The 22,749-nt window shown below is 51.0% G+C and carries 25 protein-coding genes; 19 read left to right on the top strand and 6 right to left on the bottom strand.

Annotation, left to right across the window (positions count from 1 at the left end; translation table 11 throughout):
* From cysD to F463_RS0103315, 5 genes are all read right to left on the bottom strand, one after another.
* The gene (gene cysD, locus F463_RS0103335; RefSeq protein ID WP_018985633.1) at positions 1 to 930 is read right to left on the bottom strand and encodes a sulfate adenylyltransferase subunit CysD; all 930 of its coding nucleotides are present in this window, start codon (positions 928 to 930) and stop codon (positions 1 to 3) included.
* Between the two features lie 127 nt (positions 931 to 1,057).
* Positions 1,058 to 1,813, bottom strand: coding sequence for a phosphoadenylyl-sulfate reductase (locus tag F463_RS0103330; protein WP_018985632.1), 756 nt, complete (start codon positions 1,811 to 1,813; stop codon positions 1,058 to 1,060).
* Complete coding sequence (locus F463_RS0103325) at positions 1,810 to 2,427, bottom strand: DUF934 domain-containing protein (RefSeq protein WP_018985631.1); 618 nt, start codon at positions 2,425 to 2,427, stop codon at positions 1,810 to 1,812. The genes F463_RS0103330 and F463_RS0103325 overlap by 4 nt, the downstream gene beginning before the upstream one ends.
* Positions 2,427 to 4,091, bottom strand: coding sequence for a nitrite/sulfite reductase (locus tag F463_RS0103320; RefSeq protein ID WP_018985630.1), 1,665 nt, complete (start codon positions 4,089 to 4,091; stop codon positions 2,427 to 2,429). The genes F463_RS0103325 and F463_RS0103320 overlap by 1 nt, the downstream gene beginning before the upstream one ends.
* Before the next feature lie 41 nt (positions 4,092 to 4,132).
* A complete protein-coding gene (locus F463_RS0103315; protein ID WP_018985629.1) occupies positions 4,133 to 4,903 on the bottom strand; it encodes a sulfite exporter TauE/SafE family protein in 771 nt (256 codons plus the stop codon).
* 109 nt (positions 4,904 to 5,012) lie between these two features.
* On the opposite strand from F463_RS0103315, the gene F463_RS0103310 reads away from it, so the two are divergent.
* The 14 genes from F463_RS0103310 (at position 5,013) to F463_RS0103240 (ending at position 19,833) form a co-directional block, all read left to right on the top strand.
* A complete protein-coding gene (locus F463_RS0103310; RefSeq protein ID WP_018985628.1) occupies positions 5,013 to 5,939 on the top strand; it encodes a CysB family HTH-type transcriptional regulator in 927 nt (308 codons plus the stop codon).
* A 70-nt stretch (positions 5,940 to 6,009) separates the two neighbouring features.
* On the top strand, positions 6,010 to 6,552 hold the full coding sequence (locus F463_RS0103305; RefSeq protein ID WP_018985627.1) for a DUF302 domain-containing protein: 543 nt from the start codon (positions 6,010 to 6,012) through the stop codon (positions 6,550 to 6,552).
* Between the two features lie 82 nt (positions 6,553 to 6,634).
* Positions 6,635 to 8,128: a helicase HerA-like C-terminal domain-containing protein gene (locus F463_RS0103300; RefSeq protein WP_026295262.1), complete on the top strand. Its 1,494-nt coding sequence runs from the start codon at positions 6,635 to 6,637 to the stop codon at positions 8,126 to 8,128.
* A gap of 24 nt (positions 8,129 to 8,152) precedes the next feature.
* Positions 8,153 to 9,802 carry a formate--tetrahydrofolate ligase gene (locus tag F463_RS0103295; protein ID WP_018985625.1) on the top strand — a complete coding sequence of 550 codons (1,650 nt, stop codon included), beginning with the start codon at positions 8,153 to 8,155 and terminating at the stop codon, positions 9,800 to 9,802.
* A gap of 10 nt (positions 9,803 to 9,812) precedes the next feature.
* Positions 9,813 to 10,373: an IMPACT family protein gene (locus tag F463_RS0103290; RefSeq protein ID WP_018985624.1), complete on the top strand. Its 561-nt coding sequence runs from the start codon at positions 9,813 to 9,815 to the stop codon at positions 10,371 to 10,373.
* Between the two features lie 28 nt (positions 10,374 to 10,401).
* A complete protein-coding gene (locus F463_RS0103285; protein ID WP_026295261.1) occupies positions 10,402 to 11,406 on the top strand; it encodes an AI-2E family transporter in 1,005 nt (334 codons plus the stop codon).
* A gap of 476 nt (positions 11,407 to 11,882) precedes the next feature.
* On the top strand, positions 11,883 to 12,641 hold the full coding sequence (locus tag F463_RS0103275; protein WP_051082014.1) for a PEP-CTERM sorting domain-containing protein: 759 nt from the start codon (positions 11,883 to 11,885) through the stop codon (positions 12,639 to 12,641).
* Between the two features lie 33 nt (positions 12,642 to 12,674).
* Positions 12,675 to 14,213 (top strand): alkaline phosphatase, encoded by a 1,539-nt coding sequence (locus tag F463_RS0103270; RefSeq protein ID WP_018985621.1) that lies wholly within the window; start codon positions 12,675 to 12,677, stop codon positions 14,211 to 14,213.
* Positions 14,214 to 14,284: 71 nt separating this feature from the next.
* On the top strand, positions 14,285 to 15,031 hold the full coding sequence (locus tag F463_RS0103265) for a hypothetical protein (RefSeq protein ID WP_018985620.1): 747 nt from the start codon (positions 14,285 to 14,287) through the stop codon (positions 15,029 to 15,031).
* A gap of 123 nt (positions 15,032 to 15,154) precedes the next feature.
* Entirely contained in the window at positions 15,155 to 16,510 is a 1,356-nt protein-coding gene (locus tag F463_RS0103260; RefSeq protein WP_018985619.1) for a DNA recombination protein RmuC, read from the top strand.
* Entirely contained in the window at positions 16,507 to 16,764 is a 258-nt protein-coding gene (moaD, locus tag F463_RS0103255) for a molybdopterin converting factor subunit 1 (protein WP_018985618.1), read from the top strand. Before F463_RS0103260 ends, moaD begins: the two co-directional genes overlap by 4 nt.
* Entirely contained in the window at positions 16,718 to 17,242 is a 525-nt protein-coding gene (locus F463_RS0103250; protein WP_051082012.1) for a molybdenum cofactor biosynthesis protein MoaE, read from the top strand. The genes moaD and F463_RS0103250 overlap by 47 nt, the downstream gene beginning before the upstream one ends.
* A complete protein-coding gene (locus F463_RS0103245) occupies positions 17,239 to 19,404 on the top strand; it encodes a Lon protease family protein (RefSeq protein ID WP_018985616.1) in 2,166 nt (721 codons plus the stop codon). Before F463_RS0103250 ends, F463_RS0103245 begins: the two co-directional genes overlap by 4 nt.
* A 3-nt stretch (positions 19,405 to 19,407) precedes the next feature.
* The gene (locus tag F463_RS0103240) at positions 19,408 to 19,833 is read left to right on the top strand and encodes an RNA-binding S4 domain-containing protein (protein WP_018985615.1); all 426 of its coding nucleotides are present in this window, start codon (positions 19,408 to 19,410) and stop codon (positions 19,831 to 19,833) included.
* 5 nt (positions 19,834 to 19,838) lie between these two features.
* On the opposite strand, the gene epsA is transcribed toward F463_RS0103240, so the two are convergent.
* Positions 19,839 to 20,618, bottom strand: a complete 780-nt coding sequence (gene epsA / locus F463_RS0103235) for an XrtB/PEP-CTERM-associated transcriptional regulator EpsA (protein WP_018985614.1) — start codon at positions 20,616 to 20,618, stop codon at positions 19,839 to 19,841.
* A 231-nt stretch (positions 20,619 to 20,849) separates the two neighbouring features.
* Between epsA and F463_RS0103230 the strand changes: the two genes are divergently transcribed.
* The 5 genes from F463_RS0103230 to rplI all read left to right on the top strand — a co-directional run bounded on the left by F463_RS0103230 (position 20,850) and on the right by rplI (position 22,716).
* Positions 20,850 to 21,185: a hypothetical protein gene (locus F463_RS0103230; protein WP_018985613.1), complete on the top strand. Its 336-nt coding sequence runs from the start codon at positions 20,850 to 20,852 to the stop codon at positions 21,183 to 21,185.
* Positions 21,186 to 21,321: 136 nt separating this feature from the next.
* Positions 21,322 to 21,696, top strand: a complete 375-nt coding sequence (rpsF, locus tag F463_RS0103225; protein WP_018985612.1) for a 30S ribosomal protein S6 — start codon at positions 21,322 to 21,324, stop codon at positions 21,694 to 21,696.
* A gap of 5 nt (positions 21,697 to 21,701) precedes the next feature.
* The gene (priB, locus tag F463_RS0103220) at positions 21,702 to 21,992 is read left to right on the top strand and encodes a primosomal replication protein N (protein WP_018985611.1); all 291 of its coding nucleotides are present in this window, start codon (positions 21,702 to 21,704) and stop codon (positions 21,990 to 21,992) included.
* Positions 21,993 to 22,011: 19 nt separating this feature from the next.
* On the top strand, positions 22,012 to 22,245 hold the full coding sequence (rpsR, locus tag F463_RS0103215; RefSeq protein ID WP_024929836.1) for a 30S ribosomal protein S18: 234 nt from the start codon (positions 22,012 to 22,014) through the stop codon (positions 22,243 to 22,245).
* Between the two features lie 21 nt (positions 22,246 to 22,266).
* Entirely contained in the window at positions 22,267 to 22,716 is a 450-nt protein-coding gene (rplI, locus tag F463_RS0103210) for a 50S ribosomal protein L9 (RefSeq protein ID WP_018985609.1), read from the top strand.
* Positions 22,717 to 22,749 lie beyond the last annotated feature (33 nt).

Raw genomic sequence — 22,749 nt, 5'->3', positions numbered from 1 at the left:
TTAAAAGTAACCTTCTTTCTTACGCTGCTCCATCGAAGCCTCGGAAGTTTGATCATCCAGACGGGTCGCGCCACGTTCGGTAATGGTGGTGGTGGCAGTTTCTACCACAATCTTGCTGACATCGTCGGCGTCAGAGAGCACAGGCGCGGTACATGTCACGTCACCCACAGTACGGAAACGCACTTGCATGTTAATCACTTCTTCACCTGCCTTAGGCTGGTTGATGACCTCACCGGACGTCAACGGCACGTTGACCGGGAAAATGGCGCCATTGCGCATGACGATGTCACGCTGATGGGCAAAATAAATGCTGGGCAATTCGAGTTTTTCGCGCTCGATATATTGCCAGACGTCCATTTCTGTCCAGTTGGAAATCGGGAAGGCACGGATATTTTCGCCCTTGTGTACACGCGCGTTATACAGGTTCCATAATTCCGGGCGCTGGTTTTTCGGATCCCATTGACCAAACTCGTCACGGAAACTCATGATGCGCTCTTTGGCGCGAGCTTTTTCTTCATCACGGCGGGCGCCGCCGATGCAGCAGTCAAATCCGAATTCTTCAATCGCTTCCAGCAAGGTCACAGACTGGTGTTTGTTACGCGGTTCATCAGGCGTTTTCAACACGACCGTACCGCGTTTCATGGAGTCTTCTACCGAACGCACAATCAGGCGTTCACCGAGCTCTGCTGCGCGCTGATCGCGAAAGTTGATCACTTCCTGATAGTTGTGGCCAGTGTCGATATGCATGAGTGGGAAGGGGAAACGGCCAGGGCGAAATGCCTTTTCAGCCAGGCGCAAAATGCACAGCGAGTCTTTACCGCCGGAGAACAGTAGCACCGGGTTAGCGCACTGACCAGCGACTTCACGCAGGATATGAATGGCTTCAGCTTCCAGCCAGTCCAAATGACTTAAAGGTTGTTTTGTAGACATGAGTTTTCAATCGTTACGAATTTATTTTTTGACGTGCAAACCGCACTCTTTGCTGTCGGGTTTTAGCTTCGCATGGCAATGTAATATTTTGCCATGCTACGCAGAAATCCATCATCCTCGTTTGACTTCATTTAACATGAAGTCCACACTCTTTAGATTCTGGATTTTCCCACCACCAGCGACCGGCGCGGATATCTTCACCCATAGCCACGGCGCGCGTACAGGGCGCGCAACCAATGCTGGGGTAAAACTGGTCGTGCAGGGCGTTATACGGTACTTCAAACAGGCGGATATAGGCCCAGACTTCTTTTTCAGTCCAGTCACTCAGCGGATTGAATTTTTCCAGCTGGTTGCCTGCGTCATATTCACGCGTAGGCAAATTGCTGCGGGTCGCCGCCTGTTCGGCACGCATACCGGTGACCCAGGCTTGCTTGCCTGCGAGTGCGCGTTGCAAGGGTTCCACTTTGCGCATATGGCAGCAGGCTTTGCGCAGCTCAATGCTTTCATAGAAGGCATTGATACCTTGGGTACGAACATAATTTTCCACGGCTTCATGCTTGGGGAAAAATACCAGCGGCTTAATGCTGTAAGTTTGTTCAACATCACCCATCAACGTGTAGGTTTCAGCAGGCAGGCGGCCAGTATCCAGCGAGAAAATCTCGATAGGCAGCTTTTCTTTGGCAATCAGGTCCGTTAAGACCATATCTTCGGCGCCATAGCTATTGGCAAACGTAATGGCTGGAAATTCAGCCGCTGCAGCACGCAGCAAGCCGAGCGCCTGCGCACGCTTGGCGTGTACGCTGGCGACCAGTTCATCTGTCAGTGTAGGACGCGTGGCCGGGTTGTTGGCGGCCGGTTTGAGCATGCTGACGCTGGAGTTCATGCGCGGTTCACCCTGCGCCAGACTGGGACATCAGCAACCCCGCCCTGGTAAGGCTGGCTGAAATCATTCAGGCTGGCCAGTGCATCTTCGGCGGAGCGGTCTGCCCGGATCAGGAAGCTGTTAAAACCGGCACGTTTGTGGAAAAACAATTGGTCACGCAATACGTCACCAATCGCACGCAACTCGTTTTTATAACCAAAACGTGTACGCAGCCAGGCGCCTAATGTGAAAATGCGACCATCGGCAAAGCGCTCGACAAAAATTGCAATAATAGGCAGGCTGTTGAGGTCGGCAAACTCTGCCTGCAAGGCTTCAGCCGTTTCGTGTGTGGCTAAAACAATCCCTAACTCGCCAGCTGCGAGGCGAGGCTCTAATTCGGCCTTGCGCGCTTGCCAGACAGTCAGCGGTACCAGAATCTTGCCGCTGGCCGGAATTTGCGTATTGGCGATCTGTTCTGGGGTAAAAGTAAGTTCACCTGTCAGTTTAAAAAGTACGACTTTACCTGCCTGTTTGCGCACAGACTCTTCAGCCGGCGCAGGTGGAACAACACGTGTCCATTCATCAGCCACAATGCTGGCCTGGCCATTGGCAGACAATTGAATCAGTTGACTCATTATGCAGTTTCCTTTTCAGCATAGACATGGGCCTTGAACGGTGCCACACCTAAACGACGTACAGTATCAATAAAGCGCTCTTCATCCTGGCGCTCGCGCACATAGACTTCAATCAGGCGTTTAACCACGTCTGGCATTTCCTCAGCTGAGAATGAAGGGCCAATGACGGTGCCTATGCTGGCGTCATTGCCTTGTTTGCCGCCAATCGTGACCTGATACCATTCAGAACCATCTTTATCCACACCCAGGATGCCGATGTGGCCAACATGGTGGTGACCGCAAGCGTTCATGCAGCCGGAAATGTTGAGTTCCAGGTCGCCGATTTCATAGAGGTAATCCAGATTGTCAAATTGCATCTGGATGGCTTCGGCAATCGGGATGGACTTGGCATTGGCCAGGCTGCAGAAGTCACCACCCGGGCAGCAGATAATGTCAGTCAGCAAGCCAATGTTAGGGGTGGCCAATCCAGCGGCACGGGCTTTTTCCCACACGGCAAATAAATCTGACAATTGCACATCGGCCAGGATCAGGTTTTGTTCGTGTGATGAACGCAACTCCCCAAAGCTGTAAGCGTCTGCCAGATCGGCGACAACATGCATTTGCTCGCTAGTGATATCGCCAGGAGCTTTGCCATGGGGCTTGAGTGACAAAGTCACGGCGCGATAGCCAGAGACGCGATGGGCGTGTACACAACGTTTTACCCATGCAGCAAACGCCGGATTGCTGGCAACGGCAGCGTCAAACGCAGCATCATGCGCTGGCAGCGTTTTATATGGCATGGGCTCAAAATATTTGGCTACGCGATCCAGTTCGTGTTGGGTGATGGTCAGCGGGCCATCTTTTAAATGCGCCCATTCTTCTTCCACCTGACGTTTGAATTCTTCAATGCCCAGTGCTTTGACCAGAATCTTGATTCGTGCCTTGTAAATGTTATCGCGGCGACCGTGGATGTTATAAACGCGGATAATCGCTTCGCAGTAAGACAACACGTGTTGCCATTCGAGGTGCTCACGGATCACGGTGCCCAGGATAGGCGTACGGCCCAGGCCGCCACCGACCCAGACTTTAATCGCCATCTGGCCCTCTGTGTCTTTATAAAACTCTAGGCCGATATCGTGCGCCTGCACAATGGCGCGGTCTTTTTCTGTGCCGGATACCGCAATCTTGAATTTGCGTGGCAACAGGGCAAATTCCGGGTGGAAGGTGCTCCATTGGCGCATGATTTCTGCGATTGCGCGTGGGTCAATAATTTCATCCGGTGCAATCCCGGCAAATTGGTCAGTCGTAATGTTACGGATGCAGTTGCCCGAGGTCTGGATGGCGTGCATTTCTACCGTCGCCAGTTCCGCCAGGATATCTGGTGTATCTTCCAGTTTGGGCCAGTTTAATTGCAAGTTTTGGCGGGTGCTGAAGTGGCCATAGCCACGGTCATATTTTTTTGTAATATCCGCCAGTTTGCGCAATTGTTTGCTGGACAGCAATCCGTAGGGTACCGCAATACGTAGCATGGGCGCATGGCGTTGAATATACAGGCCATTTTGCAGGCGCAATGGACGGAACTCCTCATCGGTGAGCTCGCCTGCCAGGTAGCGTCTAGTCTGGTCGCGATACTGCGCGACGCGTTCGTTAACAATTTGTTGGTCTATCGGGTCGTATTTGTACATGCTTGAGTCACTTTATTCGCAAAAAGCGAAGAGGCAGTATTTTAATGGAAAACGAGCTTAAAGCCTACATAAATCAATATCATAGCCAGCGCAATGCGCACCCAGTGTTCAGCGACGCGTGAGCTCATGTGGCTGCCAAGATAGATGCCGGGAATGGAGCCGATCAGCAATGTGCCCAGTAAGCTGTAATCTATGGTACCGAGGGAGGCATGTCCCAAACCCGCTACCAGGGTAAGCGGAACCGCGTGCGCGATATCACTACCGACAATGGTGGTGATTTTTTCTTTCGGGTAGAGCATGATTAGTGCCGTGACACCCAGCGCCCCGGCACCGACTGAAGTCAGTGTGACCAGCCCGCCCAAGGTGGCGCCCAACACAACGGTAGCCGCTGGCACGTAACGCGCTGGAATCCATTCATCTTTTGAAACCAGTGAGATCAATTTGTTTCTTAATAATACGGCGGCAGAGGTAATGATCAGTGCAACCCCCAGCCAGAATTTAATGGTAGTGACCACATCTCCAGATTGCAGGTCCATGTCATGCAAGGCCCAGAGTGTGAGAATAGACGCTGGTACGCTACCTGTCGCCAGACGTTTGACAATTCGCCAATCAATATTACCCAGTTTGCCATGCGCAAAAATGCCTACTGATTTGGTAATTGAGGCGTACAGCAAATCAGTCCCAACGGCAACTGCAGGCTTGATGTTGTAAATCAGTAATAAAATGGGCGTCATGAGCGAACCGCCACCCACGCCTGTTAAACCAACCAGAAAACCGACAGCGAACCCTGCCAGTATGTATCCGAATTCCATGTGGAGTATCTTCAAAAACGTTCAGAGCGCGCAATGTAACAGATTTTTAATCGTTGATTTAATAATAAATTGTTCTAATATATAGCATTTGGTTATATGGGAATGGGCAATGAAATTCCACCAGTTGCGCTATGTGCATGAAGTGGTACGCCAGCAGTTGAATATTTCGGCCGCTTCTGAAGCTTTGCATACTTCTCAGCCAGGCGTCAGCAAGCAGATTCAGCTACTGGAAGAAGAGTTGGGTTTGCAGATATTCCAGCGCAACGGCAAACGATTGGTCGGTATCACCGAGCCTGGGAGAAAAATCGTGGACCTGGCCGCCCGAGTCATGCTGGACATGCAAAATATCAAGCGGGTAGGGGATGAGTATAGCCAGGAAGACCGCGGTGAGCTGACCATTGCAACCACTCATACCCAGGCACGTTACCGCTTGCCGGCAGCGGTCAAGCAATTTATGGCGCAATATCCCAATGTAAAGCTGACCATACACCAGGGCAACCCTTCACAAGTCACCGAGCAAGTGGCCGCGGGCGAAGCTGATATCGGCATCGCGACTGAAAACATCAGCAAAGATGAGCGGCTTTCCTGCTTGCCCTGCTATGAATGGAACCGCTGCCTGGTGGTCCCACCCGGTCATCCTTTGCTGGAAAAGAAAAACCTGGGCCTGAAAGACTTGGTCAACTATCCTTTGATTACCTATGATTTTGCCTTTACTGGCGGCACGCTGGTCTCCAAAGTCTTTCATGATGCCGGTCTGCAACCCAACGTGGTGTTTACCGCAATTGATGCAGACGTGATCAAGACGTATGTCAATTTGGGGTTGGGGATTGGCCTGATTGCGAACATGGCTTATGACGACACAAGGGATGCGCCTCTTAAAAGCCTGGATTGCAGCCATTTATTTCCCAACAGTACCACCTATCTGGGCGTGCGCCGCGATGCTTTTTTACGCGACTATATGCTTAACTTTATTACCATGTTGTCACCACAATATGATAAGCGCAGTGTGCAACGGGCTTTGCATCAGCACTTGTGATGCAGGTCACATTTGGGTGTGGTGTGAAATGCTGTAATGGCTGGATGTAAGCAATATCAAGGAGGTGTCCGTGCGTCCGAAACATTTAAACATCTTGTGCTACCTTTGTTTTTTCGCCTCGCTGGCCGCTTGTGCCGCACCAGCGAATATCCGCGTGATTGGCAAAGGCATGCCTGATGTTGATCTTGATAATGCCATTTATGAGGTACCGGTTCAGAAGAATGTCAGTTACCAGGATCTCGTCGATAGCCTCAAGTCACTTGCCGAAGGTATGAACTTTGTGAATCCGGCCAACTTCCCCATCGGTGACCATATGAAGCAACGTGGCCAGGATCCGCAAGGCATCAAGGAAGTGCGTACCTTTTGCAACTTAAGCATGGGCACGGAAATTATCCTGGACCACCCTGAGTTCCTGGTGTTTGCCCCTTGCCGCCTGGCCATTTATGAAAAAACAGAGGCCAGCGGTCAACGCCAGCTTTATCTTGGGCTAGACCGGCCAACACATGATTTGAAAAATATCAAACAGCCGACTGTCAGGGCCCAAGCCTCTGCGCAACAGCTCGAAGATGCGCTGATCGACCTTATGGAAAAGGCGCGTCGTGGCGATTTTTAGAGAATGACTTACTTTTTTCTACCTTCCCCTTTTTTGCACCATCCCCTATACTCAAGTTAACTTCATTGTTCGAGTATATTCCATGATCCAACCCATGCTCATTGCTAAAAATAACGAGACTGACAGCGTGATGCTGCCCAAAATGGCTAACCGCCATGGTCTGATTGCTGGCGCGACCGGAACAGGAAAAACCGTCACGCTTCAGAGTTTGGCCGAGCAGTTTTCACGTATTGGTGTGCCGGTATTTATGGCCGATGTCAAAGGTGACTTATCCGGCATGAGCCAAGTGGGTGGTGGCAATGCTAAAGTTGAAGCCAGAGTTCAGCAATTGGGCCTGGCGGACTACGCCAATAAGGCTTACCCCGTCATGTTCTGGGATATGTTTGGAGAAAAAGGCCATCCGGTTCGTACCACTCTCAGCGAAATGGGGCCCTTGTTGCTGGCTCGTATGCTTAACCTCAATGAGGTGCAGGGGGGCGTGCTGAATGCCATTTTCAAAATCGCCGATGATCATGGCATGCTACTGCTGGACCTGAAGGATTTACGTGCCATGGCGCAGCATTGCGCCGAAAACTCGGCCACTTACCAGACGCAATACGGCAATATATCTTCTGCCAGTGTGGGGGCCATCCAGCGTGCATTGCTCCAACTGGAAACCGAAGGCGGTGATGTGCTGTTTGCAGAGCCAGCACTGAATCTGGAAGATATGATGCAAACCGATGGCAAGGGATTGGGATTTATCAATATCCTGGCGGCAGACAAATTGCTTAACTCGCCTCGCGTGTATGCGACATTGTTGTTATGGATATTGTCGGAACTGTTTGAAAAGCTGCCAGAAGTCGGTGATATGGAAAAACCCAAGCTGGTCTTTTTCTTTGATGAAGCACATCTGTTATTCAATGATGCACCTGCGATTTTGATGCAAAAAATTGAACAAGTAGTGCGCCTGGTACGTTCCAAAGGTGTTGGGGTATATTTTGTGTCGCAAAACCCGCTGGATATTCCAGATGTGGTACTTGGGCAACTGGGTAACCGTGTTCAGCATGCCTTGCGCGCGTTTACGCCGCGTGACCAGAAAGCGGTGCAGGTGGCAGCACAAACCTTCCGCGCCAATCCCAAACTGGATGTGGCAACTGCCATTACCGAGCTCGGCGTTGGCGAAGCGCTGGTTTCTTTCCTGGATGAGAAAGGCGCACCAACGCCGGTTGAACGCGTGTTGATCTGTCCGCCAGAAAGCCGTATTGGCCCGGCCACTGATGCCGAACGTCAGCGGGCAATGGCGCAATCTTTGGTGGCGGGCGTTTACGATAAGGTAGTAGACCGCGAATCGGCTTATGAGATTCTCAAGCAACGCGCCGAGCAAGCGGCTTCTGTAGCGCAGGCGCAAACGCAAAAAGAGCAGGAAGGCTCGGGATTTGATCTGGGGGGCATATTGGGAGGCAAAACCAGCCGATCCGACTCTGTGCTCGAATCAGCGGCAAAATCTGCCGCACGGGCCATTGGTTCGCAACTGGGGCGTGCCATTATCCGCGGTGTGCTGGGCTCGATTATGGGTAGTAGTAAAAGCAAACGCTAACGTCATACTATTGAGGATTTTTGCATGCTTAGCGATATCGAGATAGCTCAGGCCGCAACGCTAAAGCCCATCGTGGACATCGCTGGCAAAATCGGGCTTTCTGCAGGCGATTTGCATGCCTTTGGCCCACATATGGCCAAATTGAACCAGGCGACCATCAATCGCTTGTACGACCAGCCCGCCAAAGCCAAATTGATCCTGGTCACCGCCATTAACCCCACGCCGGCAGGCGAAGGCAAAACCACTACAACCATAGGCCTCACGGACGCTTTAAATCGTGCAGGGTATCATGCGATGGCATGCCTGCGCGAGCCTTCTCTGGGGCCGGTATTTGGCATGAAAGGCGGCGCCACTGGCGGCGGCTACGCACAGGTGGTCCCCATGGAAAACATCAACTTGCATTTTACCGGTGACTTTCATGCCATCAGTGCCGCCAATAACCTGCTGGCAGCCCTGATTGATAATCATATTTACCATGGCAATACGTTACAGTTTGATACCGTGAGCTGGCGGCGTTGCATGGATATGAATGACCGGGCTTTGCGCCGGATTACCATCAACCAGCCCACCTCGTATGACACTGGTTTTGATATCACAGTCGCCAGTGAGGTCATGGCGATTTTTTGCCTGGCGACCGATCTAGCAGATTTAACGCGCAGGCTGGGACGTATCCAGGTAGGGGTGTCGGTACAGGGGCAGCCTATATTGGCCAGCGACCTGCAAGCCGAAGGCGCGATGACGGCTTTGCTAAAAGATGCATTTCAGCCCAACCTGGTACAGACGCTGGAAGGCTCGCCGGCTTTGGTGCATGGTGGCCCATTCGCCAATATCGCGCATGGTTGTAATTCGCTGGTTGCCACCCAAACCGCCTTACGCCTGACGGATTATGTGGTCACTGAAGCAGGGTTTGGTGCAGATTTGGGCGCCGAGAAGTTTATGGATATCAAATGCCGTCAGTCTGGCTTGCGACCAGATGTTGCTGTGATTGTAGCGACTGTACGTGCTTTGAAATATAACGGTGGCGTGGAGGTGGCTGACCTCAATACCGAAAACCTGGTGGCTCTTTCTATTGGTGTCGCCAATCTAAAAAAACATGTGGTCAATCTGCGACAGCACTTTGGTTTGCCCGTGGTGGTGGCATTGAATCATTTCACTGCGGATACCGAGACTGAAATTGCCCTGGTTCAAGCGGCGGTGGCGTCTCTGGGTGCCAGCCTGCATGTGTGCAGGCATTGGGCGCAAGGTGGAGCGGGTGCTTTGTCGCTGGCACAGGCTGTTGCCACGCAAGCACAACAGTCAGCCAAACCAACGTTACTTTATGCAGATGACTTGCCATTGACAGAAAAACTCAACACGCTGGCTAAAAATATCTATGGTGCCAGTGCCGTCACTTTTAGTGAGCGGGCCCAACAGCAATTAGTGAATATGGCTGAAGCCAGCCTGGGCTTGCCGGTCTGTGTGGCCAAGACTCAGTATTCGTTATCCTGTGATGCCAGCTTGCGTAATGTACCAGAGCATCATGTCCTGCATGTGCGCGAATTGCGTTTGTCGCGCGGGGCTGGCTTTGTCGTGGCCATTTGCGGCGATATCATGACCATGCCCGGTTTGCCAAAACAGCCTGCCAGTGGTCGCATCAGCGTAGATGCCAGTGGTAAAATAAAGGGACTTTCCTGAAGTCTCTGTCATGCAAACCTTTAGCCAGTTCGGCCAGGCCGACCAAACCATCAACAAATCCCGTTTTATTGCGCGTGCCATGCGCTGCGAAAACGAGCGTGAACTCGCTTTGTTTTTGCGTCAGTTTGCCAGTGAGCACCAGACGGCCGGACATTTGGCCTATGCCTTCCGTATGAAAACGGCAGAAGGCATCGTCGCCCGTTTTTCAGATGCAGGCGAGCCAGCCGGGACAGCGGGTAAGCCGATTATGCAAATGCTGGACGGCCAGAATTATGTCAATTGCTGTGTCGCTGTCGTACGTTATTATGGCGGCATTAACCTGGGTACTGGCGGCCTGGTGCGTGCTTATGGCGGGACCGCCAAGCAGGCTATGGAACAGGCAGGCAGCATGCCGTTTGTGGAAATGGTGCAAGTAAAAATATCTACGACCTATAAACGTGTGGATGAGTTAACGAGAGAAGTCCAGAAACTGCATGGCGAAATTCTCGACAAGCAGTTTGGGGAAAATGTCCATTTTTTGCTCAAAGTGCCGCTGGATGCTGCCAGGCAATTACACGCCAGATTTGAGTGATTCACGTGATTAAAGACCGGAGCCAGTGGTGACCCAATCCCAACGATTCGACATTGCAACTTATCTATTGATGGCCCTGCTGATGTGGCTGGTATTGCAAGTACAGCTTCTGCCAGCGCTCCTGGTCGGGTTGCTAGTGTTTGAGTTGATCCATGTGATCTCTCCACTGATTGCCCGCAAACTCCCTGGGAGATACGCTAAATGGCTGGCCGTGGTGCTGATTGCGACACTGGTGATCGGATTGCTGGTAGCACTGGGTATGGGTATCGTGACCTTGATTCGCAGTGATGCCGGCGGACTGGCTGTACTGTTCGACCAGTTGGCCAGAATCATTGAAGATTCGCGCAAGGTTCTGCCGCCGTGGTTGAATGACCGTCTGCCTGATGATGCCATTACCTTGCAGCAAACCGTGATTGAGTGGCTGCGTGCGCATTCCGCTGACTGGCAATTATTGGGCAAGGAGGCCGGACATCATTTGGCGCACATCCTGATCGCGATGGTGATCGGGGCGATGATTGCCTTGCATGACGTCCAAACCAAGGTCAACCATAAACCGTTTGCGCAAAGCCTGTTGCAACGGATCAGCTTGTTTGCACAGGCCTTTAAAAATATCGTATTTGCCCAGGTGAAGATTTCTGCTGTCAATGCGGCCCTGACCGGTATTTACCTGACGATCATATTACCCATGTGCGGGGTGCATTTACCATTCACCAAGACCATGATAGTCATCACCTTTCTGGTTGGCTTGTTGCCTGTGATCGGCAACCTGATTTCCAACACCGTGATTGTGATTGTCAGTACCAGCCACTCGTTTATGGTGGCCATGGGTTCGCTGGCATTCCTGATTATTATCCATAAACTCGAATACTTTCTGAATGCCCGCATTGTGGGTGGCCAGATTCGTGCCTATGCCTGGGAGTTATTGCTGGCGATGCTGCTGATGGAGGCCACGTTTGGTTTGCCAGGTATCGTCGCCGCGCCTGTGTATTATGCTTATGTGAAAAGCGAGTTCCGTGAACGTGGCTGGGTTTAATACTGACTGTTTTAACCAAAATAAAATACTGCATTTTTAAACCAGTCACAGCGCTGAAGTGAAAGAGGTGTACAAGCAAGGTGTTGTTGGTGACCCGAACGGGCCATTGTGACCAGCTGGCAAGGCCAGTATTCTAACAACATCACAAGGACGCAGCGATGATCGCCCGCTTAAATTTGAAGATTTTATTGATCGGATTTTTGCTTTTACTGATTGTTGGCATCTTTGATGCAGTTGTGTGATTGTGGCGTGTTTTTCAAGTTTAAAGTCTCTTTATAGCCCCGCCAATGCGGGGCTTTTTTCTTTTTTACTCCCGGTAGCCATATAGCGGCGTAGTCAGGCCCGTCATATAAGCTTCATGTCATTGAAAACTTTCTGACATACAGTTTTTCAAGAATGCTCAAGGTAACACAGCGTATCTACCTGTGTTGAAACACAGCGGGCTTCATCGTAAGCGTACAGAGAGGATATTCAGAATGAAACTTAAATCTTGCACAATCACCCCCTGGTTAATAGCAGGGTTGCTGGGGACGGCAGTATTCACCCAGGCGCAGGCTGCAGAATTGATTCAAAACGGTGGTTTTGAAGTGCAGGGCGCAGATAACTACGACATTCCTGGTTGGCAGGTTGCCGAGCAAGGCTTTTTGGGGGGCGTATTGTCACAATCAGGCAATGCGTCTGAAGTGACTGGCAATGCCACCGCAGGTGCATACCAGGGCAGCTACTATGGCTTGCTGGACAACTATGGCCTGGCGGGTAATGTGCTGTATCAATCTTTTACCACAGCAGCCGTTAGCCAGGCGACCTTGTCATTCCAGATGTTTGTTAATAACCAGAGCGCCACGACCGAAATCGACGCGGCAGGGCTGGATTATAGCGTGGACGCCACTGACCATCCTAACCAGCACGTTCGCGTGGACTTGCTGAAAGCAGGTAGCGATCCATTCTCAACCGACAGCGCAGATATCCTGCAAAGTTTGTATCTGGGTGGTGCCAATGGTGGCCTGACTGTCAATAACTATGTCAGCTACCAGTTTGACCTGACTTCCACCCTGGCTGCTGGCGGCAGCTATGTACTGCGCTTTGCCACTGTGGCTAACCAGGGCTCATTGCAGTTGGGCGTGGATAACGTCAGCCTGCTAACGGCCTCTGCCGTACCGGAAGCCGAGACCAATGCCTTGATGTTGTCTGGCCTGGGCTTGATGGCATTGGTCATGCGTCGACGCTTTTCATAACTTACAATACTGAAACCTGATAAAGGACTCATCATGCAATTATTCAACTTAAAACGCACAGCCATGGTCGCCATGCTGTTGGGCTCACAATTACTTTCTAATACGGTGCTGGCTGAAGATGCCCAGTTCTGGCTGAATGATGGTGTAGCCAGCCTCAATGACAGTAAAAAACTGGTACCCAATGCTCGAAAAGCCAAAAACGTCATTCTGTTTGTAGGTGACGGTATGGGGATTTCTACCGTGACTGGTGCACGCATTTTTGAAGGTCAGCTAAAAGGCATGGACGGTGAACGTAACAAGCTGTCTTTTGAACAATTCCCTTATGTGGCCTTGTCCAAAACATATTCTACTAACCAGCAAACTGCAGACTCCGCCCCCACCATGACGGCGATGATCTCTGGTGTGAAAACCAACGATGGCATTATTTCACTGAATCAGTCTGTGGCACGCAATGAGCCAAGCCAAAGCGTATTGAATGCCAACAAAGTGACTACTTTGCTGGAGCAGGCTGAGCAGGCCGGAAAATTGACCGGTGTGGTTTCCACGGCCCGTGTGACTCACGCTACGCCAGCCGCGACTTACGCTCATATCTCCAACCGCGACTGGGAAGCCAACGCTAACCTGACACCAGCAGCCGTAAGCGGCGGTGTGAAAGATATTGCAGCGCAACTGATCGATAACTTCGGTGCCGGTAAAATTGGTGACGGTGTTGACGTGGTATTTGGCGGTGGCCGTAGCTACTTCCTGCCTAATACGATGACTGATATTGAAGGCACCAAAGGCCGTCGTACAGATGGCCGCAACCTGGCACAAGAGTATGTGACCAAGTTTGGTGGTGTGTATGTAGAAAACCAGGCAGGTTTTGATGCCATCAATCCGGCCACTGCCACTAAGGTGCTGGGCTTGTTTAACCCCTCTCATATGGAATATGAGCAAGATCGTCCGAATGATATCGCGGGCGAGCCATCACTGGCCGAGATGACCGGCAAGGCGATTGATATTCTCAAGAAAAACCAGAATGGTTTCTTCCTGATGGTAGAAGGTGGCCGTATCGACCACGCCTCCCATGCAGGTAACGCTTACCGTACGTTCAAGGATACCGTGGCATTGTCTGATGCGGTCCGTGAAGCAGTGACCAAAGTCAATCTGAACGATACCCTGATTATTGTGACAGCTGACCACAGTCATACACTCACCATTGGAGGTTATCCAAAACGTGGCAACCCTATCCTGGGAAAAGTGGTTGAGCCAGGCAAAACCACGCCAACGCTGGCTGCAGACGGCAAGCCTTATACCACCGTGAGCTTTGCCAACGGCCCAGGCTATCACACCAACTCTCCAGGTGATGCGGTTTACAATGAGTCCATCGCGGCTGGCCGTGTCGTCGATATGTCCGGCGTGGATACTGAAGATCCTGACTTCCACCAGGAAGCCCTGGTGCCACTGAGTTCTGAAACCCACGCCGGTGAAGAGGTGGCCATTTATGCGATTGGCCCTAAATCTTACCTGGTACATGGTGTACAAGAGCAGAGCTACATCTACCAAGTCATGAAAGATGCCTTTGGTTTCTAAGGTAGACGCGGTTAAATAGCAAGTGATAGCAGGGCAGCTTTAAGCTGCCCTGATCCCTTTGGAGGAATGGAATGAATATGATGTTTAAACAATCCGTTATATGCCTGGTCGCAATGTTGATGAGCGCTGGCGTAATGGCAGATGACGTGGTGAATGCGCGTTATGAAACGGTACAGTGCGCTTCGCCGTGCAAGGGTGAAGAGGCTAAGCATATGCAGTGGTGGCTGATGCGTGATGGAAACCAGGTCGAGATACGAAACTTATATCAAAATGGCGAACCAGCGCATCACAGCAGCTTGTGGCTTAAAAAACCAGCCGGACAAATGAATTATATCTATTTGATGCACGATGAACGACGCGCCATTGATTACGCCGATGTGGACTTGAAACTATTGTCTATCAAAACAGATGAGCAGTTCTGGCAACTAAAATCGCAACTGGTGACTGATAGCGAATTGGTCAGTCTGAAAAAAATGGCAGAGACAGAAACGCAATACGGTTATCCGGTGGAAAAATATACCGGTACGCTGGGAAACGGTATCCAGAGCGAAGTATGGTGGATCCCGGCCTTAAAGTTACCCTATAAGGTGAGCTATATTTACCCGCAACATACCGTCAGCATCCAGTTGCAATCATTACAACCCGCTGCCAAGCCAGATCAACCGGTAGAGATTGCGCCCAGCACTTCATTAACCGCGCTCTCAAACTACCAGCACGTGGACTATGCCGACCTGGGTGATATGGAACACAACCCTTCTGAAATGCAGTGGCTGGCTAAAGCGCACGCTGCGCCTGGCTTGCAGGCATATCATCATTAATCTTCGCCTGACTTGCAAGGCAAGTAAACTTTAAACAGCCATGCCCATAGTGAGCCTCTCATTGCAGAGGCTCAATTTCCTGTAACCTAATTTTCCGGTACTGTCATCGGCTATAATGCCGTCATGGCACTACAAATTATTCAATTATTGTTATTGCTGCTGGTTATCGGCATACTGCTCTGGCATTCACGCAAGCAGCAGCTGGCTTCACAGCAAGCGCTGGCGCAGCTTCTTGCGCAACAACTCGAAGAAAAACACCGCATGATGATGAGCGAGATGCATCAATCGCTTAATCAGTTGGCTGACCGGTTGCAAAACCTCAATGCGGATCAGCAGGACCGATTGCGTGCGCAGTTATCTCTGGAACTCACGGCCACGCGGGAAGCCATGCAGGCTTTGCAGGTCGCGCAACGAGACCATTTGACACAGAGCAGCGAACAATTAAGTTTAAGTTTGCGCAATGGCTTGTCAGAACAAGGCATGTTGCAACAAAACCTGCTTAAAACCGCCTTGCAAACCACGACCCAAAGCCTGACCCAAAGTATTGAAGCCCTGACCAAAATTGTGGATACGCGCCTCGAAGAAATGAGTGGCAAGGTCTCAGAGCGCCTGGAAGCGGGGTTCAAAAAAACCAACGAAACCTTTGTCAGCGTGATGGCTAGACTGGCCACGATTGATGAAGCACAGAAAAAAATTGATGGTCTCAGTGTCAATGTGGTGAGTCTGCAAGAGCTGCTAGGCGACAAGCGTAGCCGTGGCGCGTTTGGTGAAGTACAACTGGAAGGGCTCATACGCAATGTATTGCCCAATAGTAGCTTTGCCATGCAGCATACCTTTAGCAATGGCGCACGGGTAGACTGTGCCTTGTTCCTGCCTGAGCCCACAGGCACGGTGGCGGTCGACAGCAAGTTCCCGCTGGAAAACTATCATCGCATGACGGATAGTGGTCATGGTGACCTGATACAGGCGCAAGCGGCCAAGCTGTTTAAAGCCGATGTGAAAAAGCATATTGACGATATCAGCAACAAATACATTATTGCCAACGAAACCTCAGACGGGGCGGTCATGTTTATCCCGGCTGAAGCAGTGTTTGCCGAGATCCACGCCTACCATAGGGATGTGGTCGATTATGCGATGCAAAAGCGTGTTTGGATGGTGTCTCCCACCACCTTGATGGCTGTGTTGAATACCGCGCGCGCCGTGCTCAAAGATGTGGAAATGCGCAAGCAGGTACATATCATTAAGGATGAGTTGGGTAAACTCAGTAAAGATTTTGACCGCTTTGATACCCGCATGAAAAAACTGGCTGATAATATCCGCCAGGCGCATGAGAATGCACAGGACGTACATATCAGCAGCCAGAAAATTTCCAGGCGCTTTGCCCAGATTGAAAAAGTGGAACTGGCGCAGGCCGCAGGCCTGGAAACGCTGGAGTTGCTGGATGAATTAGACGAGGCTGGAAAGAACACCCCTACATGAAGATCACCATTTTATATTTTGCACGTATCAAAGAGGTCGTGAATTACTCCTCTGAAGATGTGGATTTGCCTGAAGGGGTAGAGACCATTGTCGCACTCAAGTCCTGGTTATCTGGCCGGGGCGATACCTGGCAAAAACTGTTCAGTGGTGGTGGGGTCGTACGTGCGGCCATCAACCACGAATTGGTGGACGATATGGCGACGTTTGATGAAGACGACGAAGTGGCGTTTTTTCCACCTGTTACCGGAGGCTAAGTTGAGCGAGCCAGTCTATCTAAATGTTTCCGTACAGCCGGAAGATTTTGATACCGGCCACGAGTTGAAGCAACTCAAGGCGGCGACGCCACAAGCAGGTGCGCTGGTGAATTTTGTGGGTCTTGTGCGTGAGGCTTCTGCCAGCGGCCATTTAAGCGAAATGGTCATCGAGCATTACCCGGGCATGACCGAAAAAGCCTTGCAGAAAATTGCACTGCAAGCTACTGAGCGTTGGCCGTTGCTGGGTGTGCGCATGATTCACCGGGTGGGTACATTAACTGCGCAATCACAGATCGTGCTGGTGGCCACCACCAGCCTGCACCGGCAGGCAGCGTTTGAAGCCTGCGCCTTTATGATGGATTATCTCAAAACCGAAGCGCCGTTCTGGAAAAAAGAAATCGGCGACTTTGGTGAGCACTGGGTAGAAGCCCGGGCGTCTGATGAACAAGCAAAACAACAATGGAAACAGCCTAAATGATGCAAGTACTTAGCCCTGATGAAATCACCGTTTCCCATAAGCTGTCGCCTATGTCGTTCGAGTCTACCGAAGAGCTGCTGGCTGCGGCTGATTTGAGCCTCACTGACTATGGCTGGAAATTACAGCCGGAGGCGCAGAAAACCCTGATGCTGGGGTTGTCATTACAGCAGGCTGGTTGCAATGTGCTGGTGCTGGGTACGCCTGGCTCTGGTCGAGCCGGACTGACCATGGCAGCCATGAAGACAGCGGCAGTCACTGGTATCGACAGTTCGCTCACCGACCTTGTGGCCTTGTACGATTTCAGCCAACAGTCCTGTGCCAATTACATCAAGTTGCCAGCCGGATTGGGTGCCCAATTGCGCACGGTGATGGAGTCCTTTATCAAGGCGTTGATAGCCGAGATGCAACAATGGGTGGATGCCAACGGCCAGGTGAATTTTCCGCAGGCGGAAACCTGGTTGGAAGAACGTGTGGATGGTTTACGCTCGCAGTTAAGCAGCGCCAAGCTGTCGCCTTTTTTTAATGTCATCAAACCCGAAGTGCTGGGGTATTTGCAGGCCTGGCAACAACTGGGTAATGACAGCGAAAACGGGACGGAGGGATTGGCTAACGAGGGCTTTTTATCTCGCTTACGTGTAAATTTGCTGGTGGATCAACGAGCCAACCTCACGGCAGGCGTCAAACAGCCGGTGGTAGAAGAAAAAGACCCGGGATTTGCGGCCTTGTTTGGCATGCTTGAAACAGCGGTTGGCGAAGCGGCGCAATGGCCGGAGTTCCTGCGCTTACGTGCCGGTAGTGTGCATCAGGCCGATGGCGGTATGTTGTTGCTGCACCTGCGCGACCTGATGCAGGACGAAGGAAATGGTAGTGCGCTGTTGGAAAAATTGTATCGCCTGATGCGCAACCGCGAAGTGCAGATTGAAGATTGGGCTAACCATGCCCAGCAGGGGGCTGGCGGTAACCGTCATGGCGGACTCCCTGTGCATGTCAAAATCGTCATGATAGCCAGCCGCGAAGACTATTATGATTGCCTGGAAGCGCAGCCGGACTTTTTTGATTTCTTCCCGATCAAGGTCGAGTTTGAAGACCGTGTTGCCGCATCTCTGGACAATTATGCCTGGATCGCGGGCTATATTGCGCGCAAGTGCCAGCAACAAGTATTGCCACATTTTAGCGGTGCGGCTGTCAATGTCATGTTGCAATTTATGCACAGGGTAGAAGAGGACCAGGGCCGTATCAGCACGCGTTTTGTCCATTTGGATCAGCTGATGCATGAGAGTGTGGCCGTCGCAGGCGATGCCCGCCTGGTGAGGGATGACCACGTTAAGCAGGCACTGTCAGCGCGTTTGTTGCGCCAGCAATTCTTTGAAACGCAGATTCGTGACTCTATCATTGATAATGAGCTACTGATCCAGGTGCATGGTCATGTGGTAGGCCAGGTGAACGGTTTGACCCATATTGAGCTTGGCGATGCCAGCTTTGGCTCACCTATCCGTATTACAGCTCGCTGTTACCCCGGTCGCAGTGGTGTCATCAATATTGACCGCGAGGTCGAGATGAGTGGCCCCAGCCATGACAAAGGCATCTATATTCTGCAAAACTGGCTCAGTGCCAGTTTTTGGGCGCTGGCGCCATTGAGCCTCAATGCTTCACTGGTGTTTGAGCAGGAATACAACGGTGTGGAAGGAGATTCTGCGTCTTGTGCCGAGTTGTTTGCGTTGCTTTCGGCGCTGACAGGCTTGCCGATCAAACAGGGCATGGCGGTGACTGGTGCGCTCAATCAATTCGGTGAGGTGATGCCGATTGGCGGCGTCAACGAAAAAATTGAAGGTTATTTCCGCGTCTGCCAGGCGCTGGGTTTGAATGGAGAGCAGGGTGTGATTATTCCCAAACGCAACCAGCGCCACCTGATTCTGGATGAAAGTGTGGTGAATGCCGTCAACAATGGCATGTTCAAGATTATTGCCATCGACCATGTGCTGGAAGGCATTGCCCATTTGACAGACTGTGAAGCCGGTGTGCAGGAAGCTGACGGTACCTATCAGGGCGATAGCCTGATGGCCCGCGCCCAGGCGACATTGGCCAATTACCGCCTCACGCTGGAGCGTAACCAGGCACGCATGGCCCATATTCAACAACAGCAAGACCATTTGAGCGCTTAAGGTATGCCACGTACGCATCATCGCAGGCAGGAATCACCGCCAGAAAAGGATGACGGTTGTCGCCTGGATAAATGGCTGTGGGCGGCGCGTTTTTTCAAAACCCGTAGCCTGGCGGCCGAAGCCGTAGATGGCGGTAAAGTGCGGATTGATGGTGATCGTGCCAAGAATGCGCGCGAAATGAAGCCAGGTATGCGCGTGAGCATTAAAAACAAGGATATGCAGATCGAGGTTGAAGTGCTGGCCTTGAGCAATGTACGGCGAGGTGCGCCCGAAGCGGCTTTGTTATACCGGGAAACGGAAGAAAGCCAGCGTTTGCGCTTACAGGCCAAAGAGAGTGGAGCAGAGCATTATGCTGAGCGTGACCGTGGCATGGGTCGCCCGACCAAGCGCCAGATGCGCGAGATTCAACGTTTTACGGGCCGCGGGTAAGTGCGCTAGCTTGGTCTGCGCGTACTGTTGCTCAGGCCGGTTTTAGCGACTGCCTGAGCGCGGCAGGAAACATCCAGTTTCTGGAATATGCGTTTGAGGTGATTTTTCACCGTATTGGCGCTGATATCCAGAATCATGCCGATCTCAAGATTGGTTTTGCCACTACGTACCCAATGCAGAATTTCCTGTTCACGGTCTGATAATCCCCCTTGTGTCATGCTGTCGAGCAAGTCTTCATCCTTGACGATTGGGGTCAGGTGACCGACGCGGCGGATGGCGGCATCCACATGTGGCATGATCATGCCCAGCATCTGGTCTGGCACGTGAAATTCCTTGGTGCGGTCAAAAAAGACATAGATGCAATCGGCCTTGCCACGTGTATCGCGCACACCATACACCAGCAGGGAATGCATTTTGATCAGTTGCTGCGTAAACGGGTTAGGGGATTGGGCATGAATGCCGCTGGCGTCAAAGCGGTTCACTACATACCATTTGTCGTCATTTTCTACCCAGCGTTTATAGAGATTACACATCAGGTAATTGACGATGGCAGAGTCTTCGAGCAGTCGTTGCGTGGTCAGTTCCGGCAAGGAGGAAGAAACATCAAAATGCAGGTCACCATTGCTAAAGTCCCCCCACGCAGCCAATAAAACATCGTGCCGCATCAGCGGATGAATGTCTTGTTTCAGCCAGTTAAAAAATTCGATATGGCGTTTGATTGCATATGAATTCTGGATGGCCTGCAGGATACCTTCCCAATGAGTTTGTTTTTTTTGTGCCAGCATGGAGTCCCCTCAATTGATGCTACGCAGAGCGCAGCCTGCCCTTGTCTGTTCATGGTCTAAGGGTTTTACGGCTGAAATTTGCACTTCTTTAATTTAAATGTGTTAAGAAAACAAATTGATCTGGCACAAACATTGAACAATTAGGCAGTCTCCCTTTCCAAATTAAATCGTGTATTGGATAAAATAGCGTTTGTTACGCACAGACTGAGCATTTTTTCTGTTAGGTAATCAATGGGCATATTGAACAAACTTCCAGGTGGAGTACGCTACCCCAGCCATAAAGAATGGCAGTTATTAAAAAAACTGCCAAAATGGTGGCTGGTGGGGACAGTACTGTTCGCAGCCCCTATTGTGCATGCCTGGTGGCAAGACGGTGATTTGCTGACGCATGATATTGAGCGTACCTCCATGTTTCTGGGCCTGCTGTTTACCTTCTGGTTTTTTATAGGCGCGATGATGATTGGCCTGATAGTGATCATTATCATGAAAGGGCCAGGCTATGTATCAGACCCTTATTACCTACCCAAGGAAGACAAAAGCCTGGAGAATCCACCCAGAGAGGAATAAGTGCTTGATTGCAACATGAAAATCAGTTTATAATCGCCTGTTTTTCAACCTTGCCACACTTTGTTCGTGACCTTTTAAGTGTTTTGACACAAAAAGGGTTGGCTCTGAAGGTGGCTTTAAACCACAAGGAAATCTCATGCGACACTATGAAATCGTGTTTATTGTTCACCCTGACCAGAGTGAACAAGTGCCTGCGATGATTGAGCGTTACCGCGCACAAATCACAGGCAATGGCGGCAACATCCACCGTCTGGAAGACTGGGGCCGCCGTCAACTTGCCTACCCAATTCAAAAAGTACACAAAGCGCACTATGTGTTGATGAACATCGAGTGCAGCCAGGAAGTGCTGGAAGAGCTGGAGCATGGCTTCAAATTTAACGATGCTGTATTACGTCACCTGACCATCTCGACTAAAACAGCCGTCACAGCACCAAGCCCAATGATGAAAGAGGAAAAATCCAAAACCATCGTAGGTGATGCACCTGCTGCGACCACTGAGGCAGCTGCTTAAGGGTTGTGAATACGCTGGTGATTGCGGCAACCATTCACTCTGTTGAAGCGTTGCGTTACACACCGGCAGGCTTACCCTTGTTGCGATTGCAATTGCAACATGATTCAGAACAGCAAGAAGCCGGGATGAATCGCAAGGTGCAGTGTCAGTTACCCGCAGTACTGATTGGTGAAAAAGCCAATCTGCCATTGCAAAGCGGCGATCAAATCAAAGTAAAAGGGTTTTTGGCACAACGCAGTGCAAAGAGCACACAGGTGGTACTGCACATACAAGAGTTACAGCGAATACAGTATTAAAGAATTTAAGGAGTTTCAAATGGCAAGAGATATGTACAAACGTCGCCGTTACTGCCGTTTTAGCGCAGAAGGCATCAAAGAAGTTGACTACAAAGACGTCGATCTGTTGAAAGATTTCGTTTCAGAAAACTTCAAAATCATTCCAGCCCGTATGACTGGTACCAAGGCTAAATACCAGCGCCAACTGACAACTGCGGTTAAACGCGCACGTTTCCTGGCCCTGATGCCTTACACAGACAAACACCCAGGTTAATCGGCGGCTTAGGAGAACAACATGCAAGTAATCTTATTGGAAAAAGTAGCAAACCTGGGTTCCCTGGGTGACGTGGTAAAAGTGAAAGACGGTTACGGCCGTAATTTCCTCATTCCACAAGGCAAAGCCAAACGTGCAACAGAAGCGAACAAAGCTGTATTTGCTGCACAACGTGCCGAGTTGGAAAAACAACAGGCTGACTTGTTGGCCGCTGCGCAAGCACGTGGTGAAAAACTGGCTGGTTTCGTACTGACCGTGGCTCAAAAAGCTGGTGTTGATGGTCGTCTGTTCGGTTCCGTGACTAACATGGACATCGCTGAAGGTTTGAAAGCACATGGCCACGAAGTGAAAAAAGCAGAAGTGCGCTTGCCTAACGGCCCACTGAAGACCATTGGTGACTTCGCTGTGAGCGTGGCTCTGCACCACGACGTAGTCGTAGACATCACTGTGACTGTGACGCCAGAAGCTTAATCAAGCCTCTGTTTGCACTACTAGAAAAGGCTA

The organism is Methylophilus methylotrophus DSM 46235 = ATCC 53528, assembly GCF_000378225.1.
In the GTDB taxonomy this organism is placed as follows: domain Bacteria; phylum Pseudomonadota; class Gammaproteobacteria; order Burkholderiales; family Methylophilaceae; genus Methylophilus; species Methylophilus methylotrophus.
The sequence above is the reverse complement of the archived record's forward strand: the minus strand, read 5'-3'. Positions and strand labels throughout refer to the sequence as shown.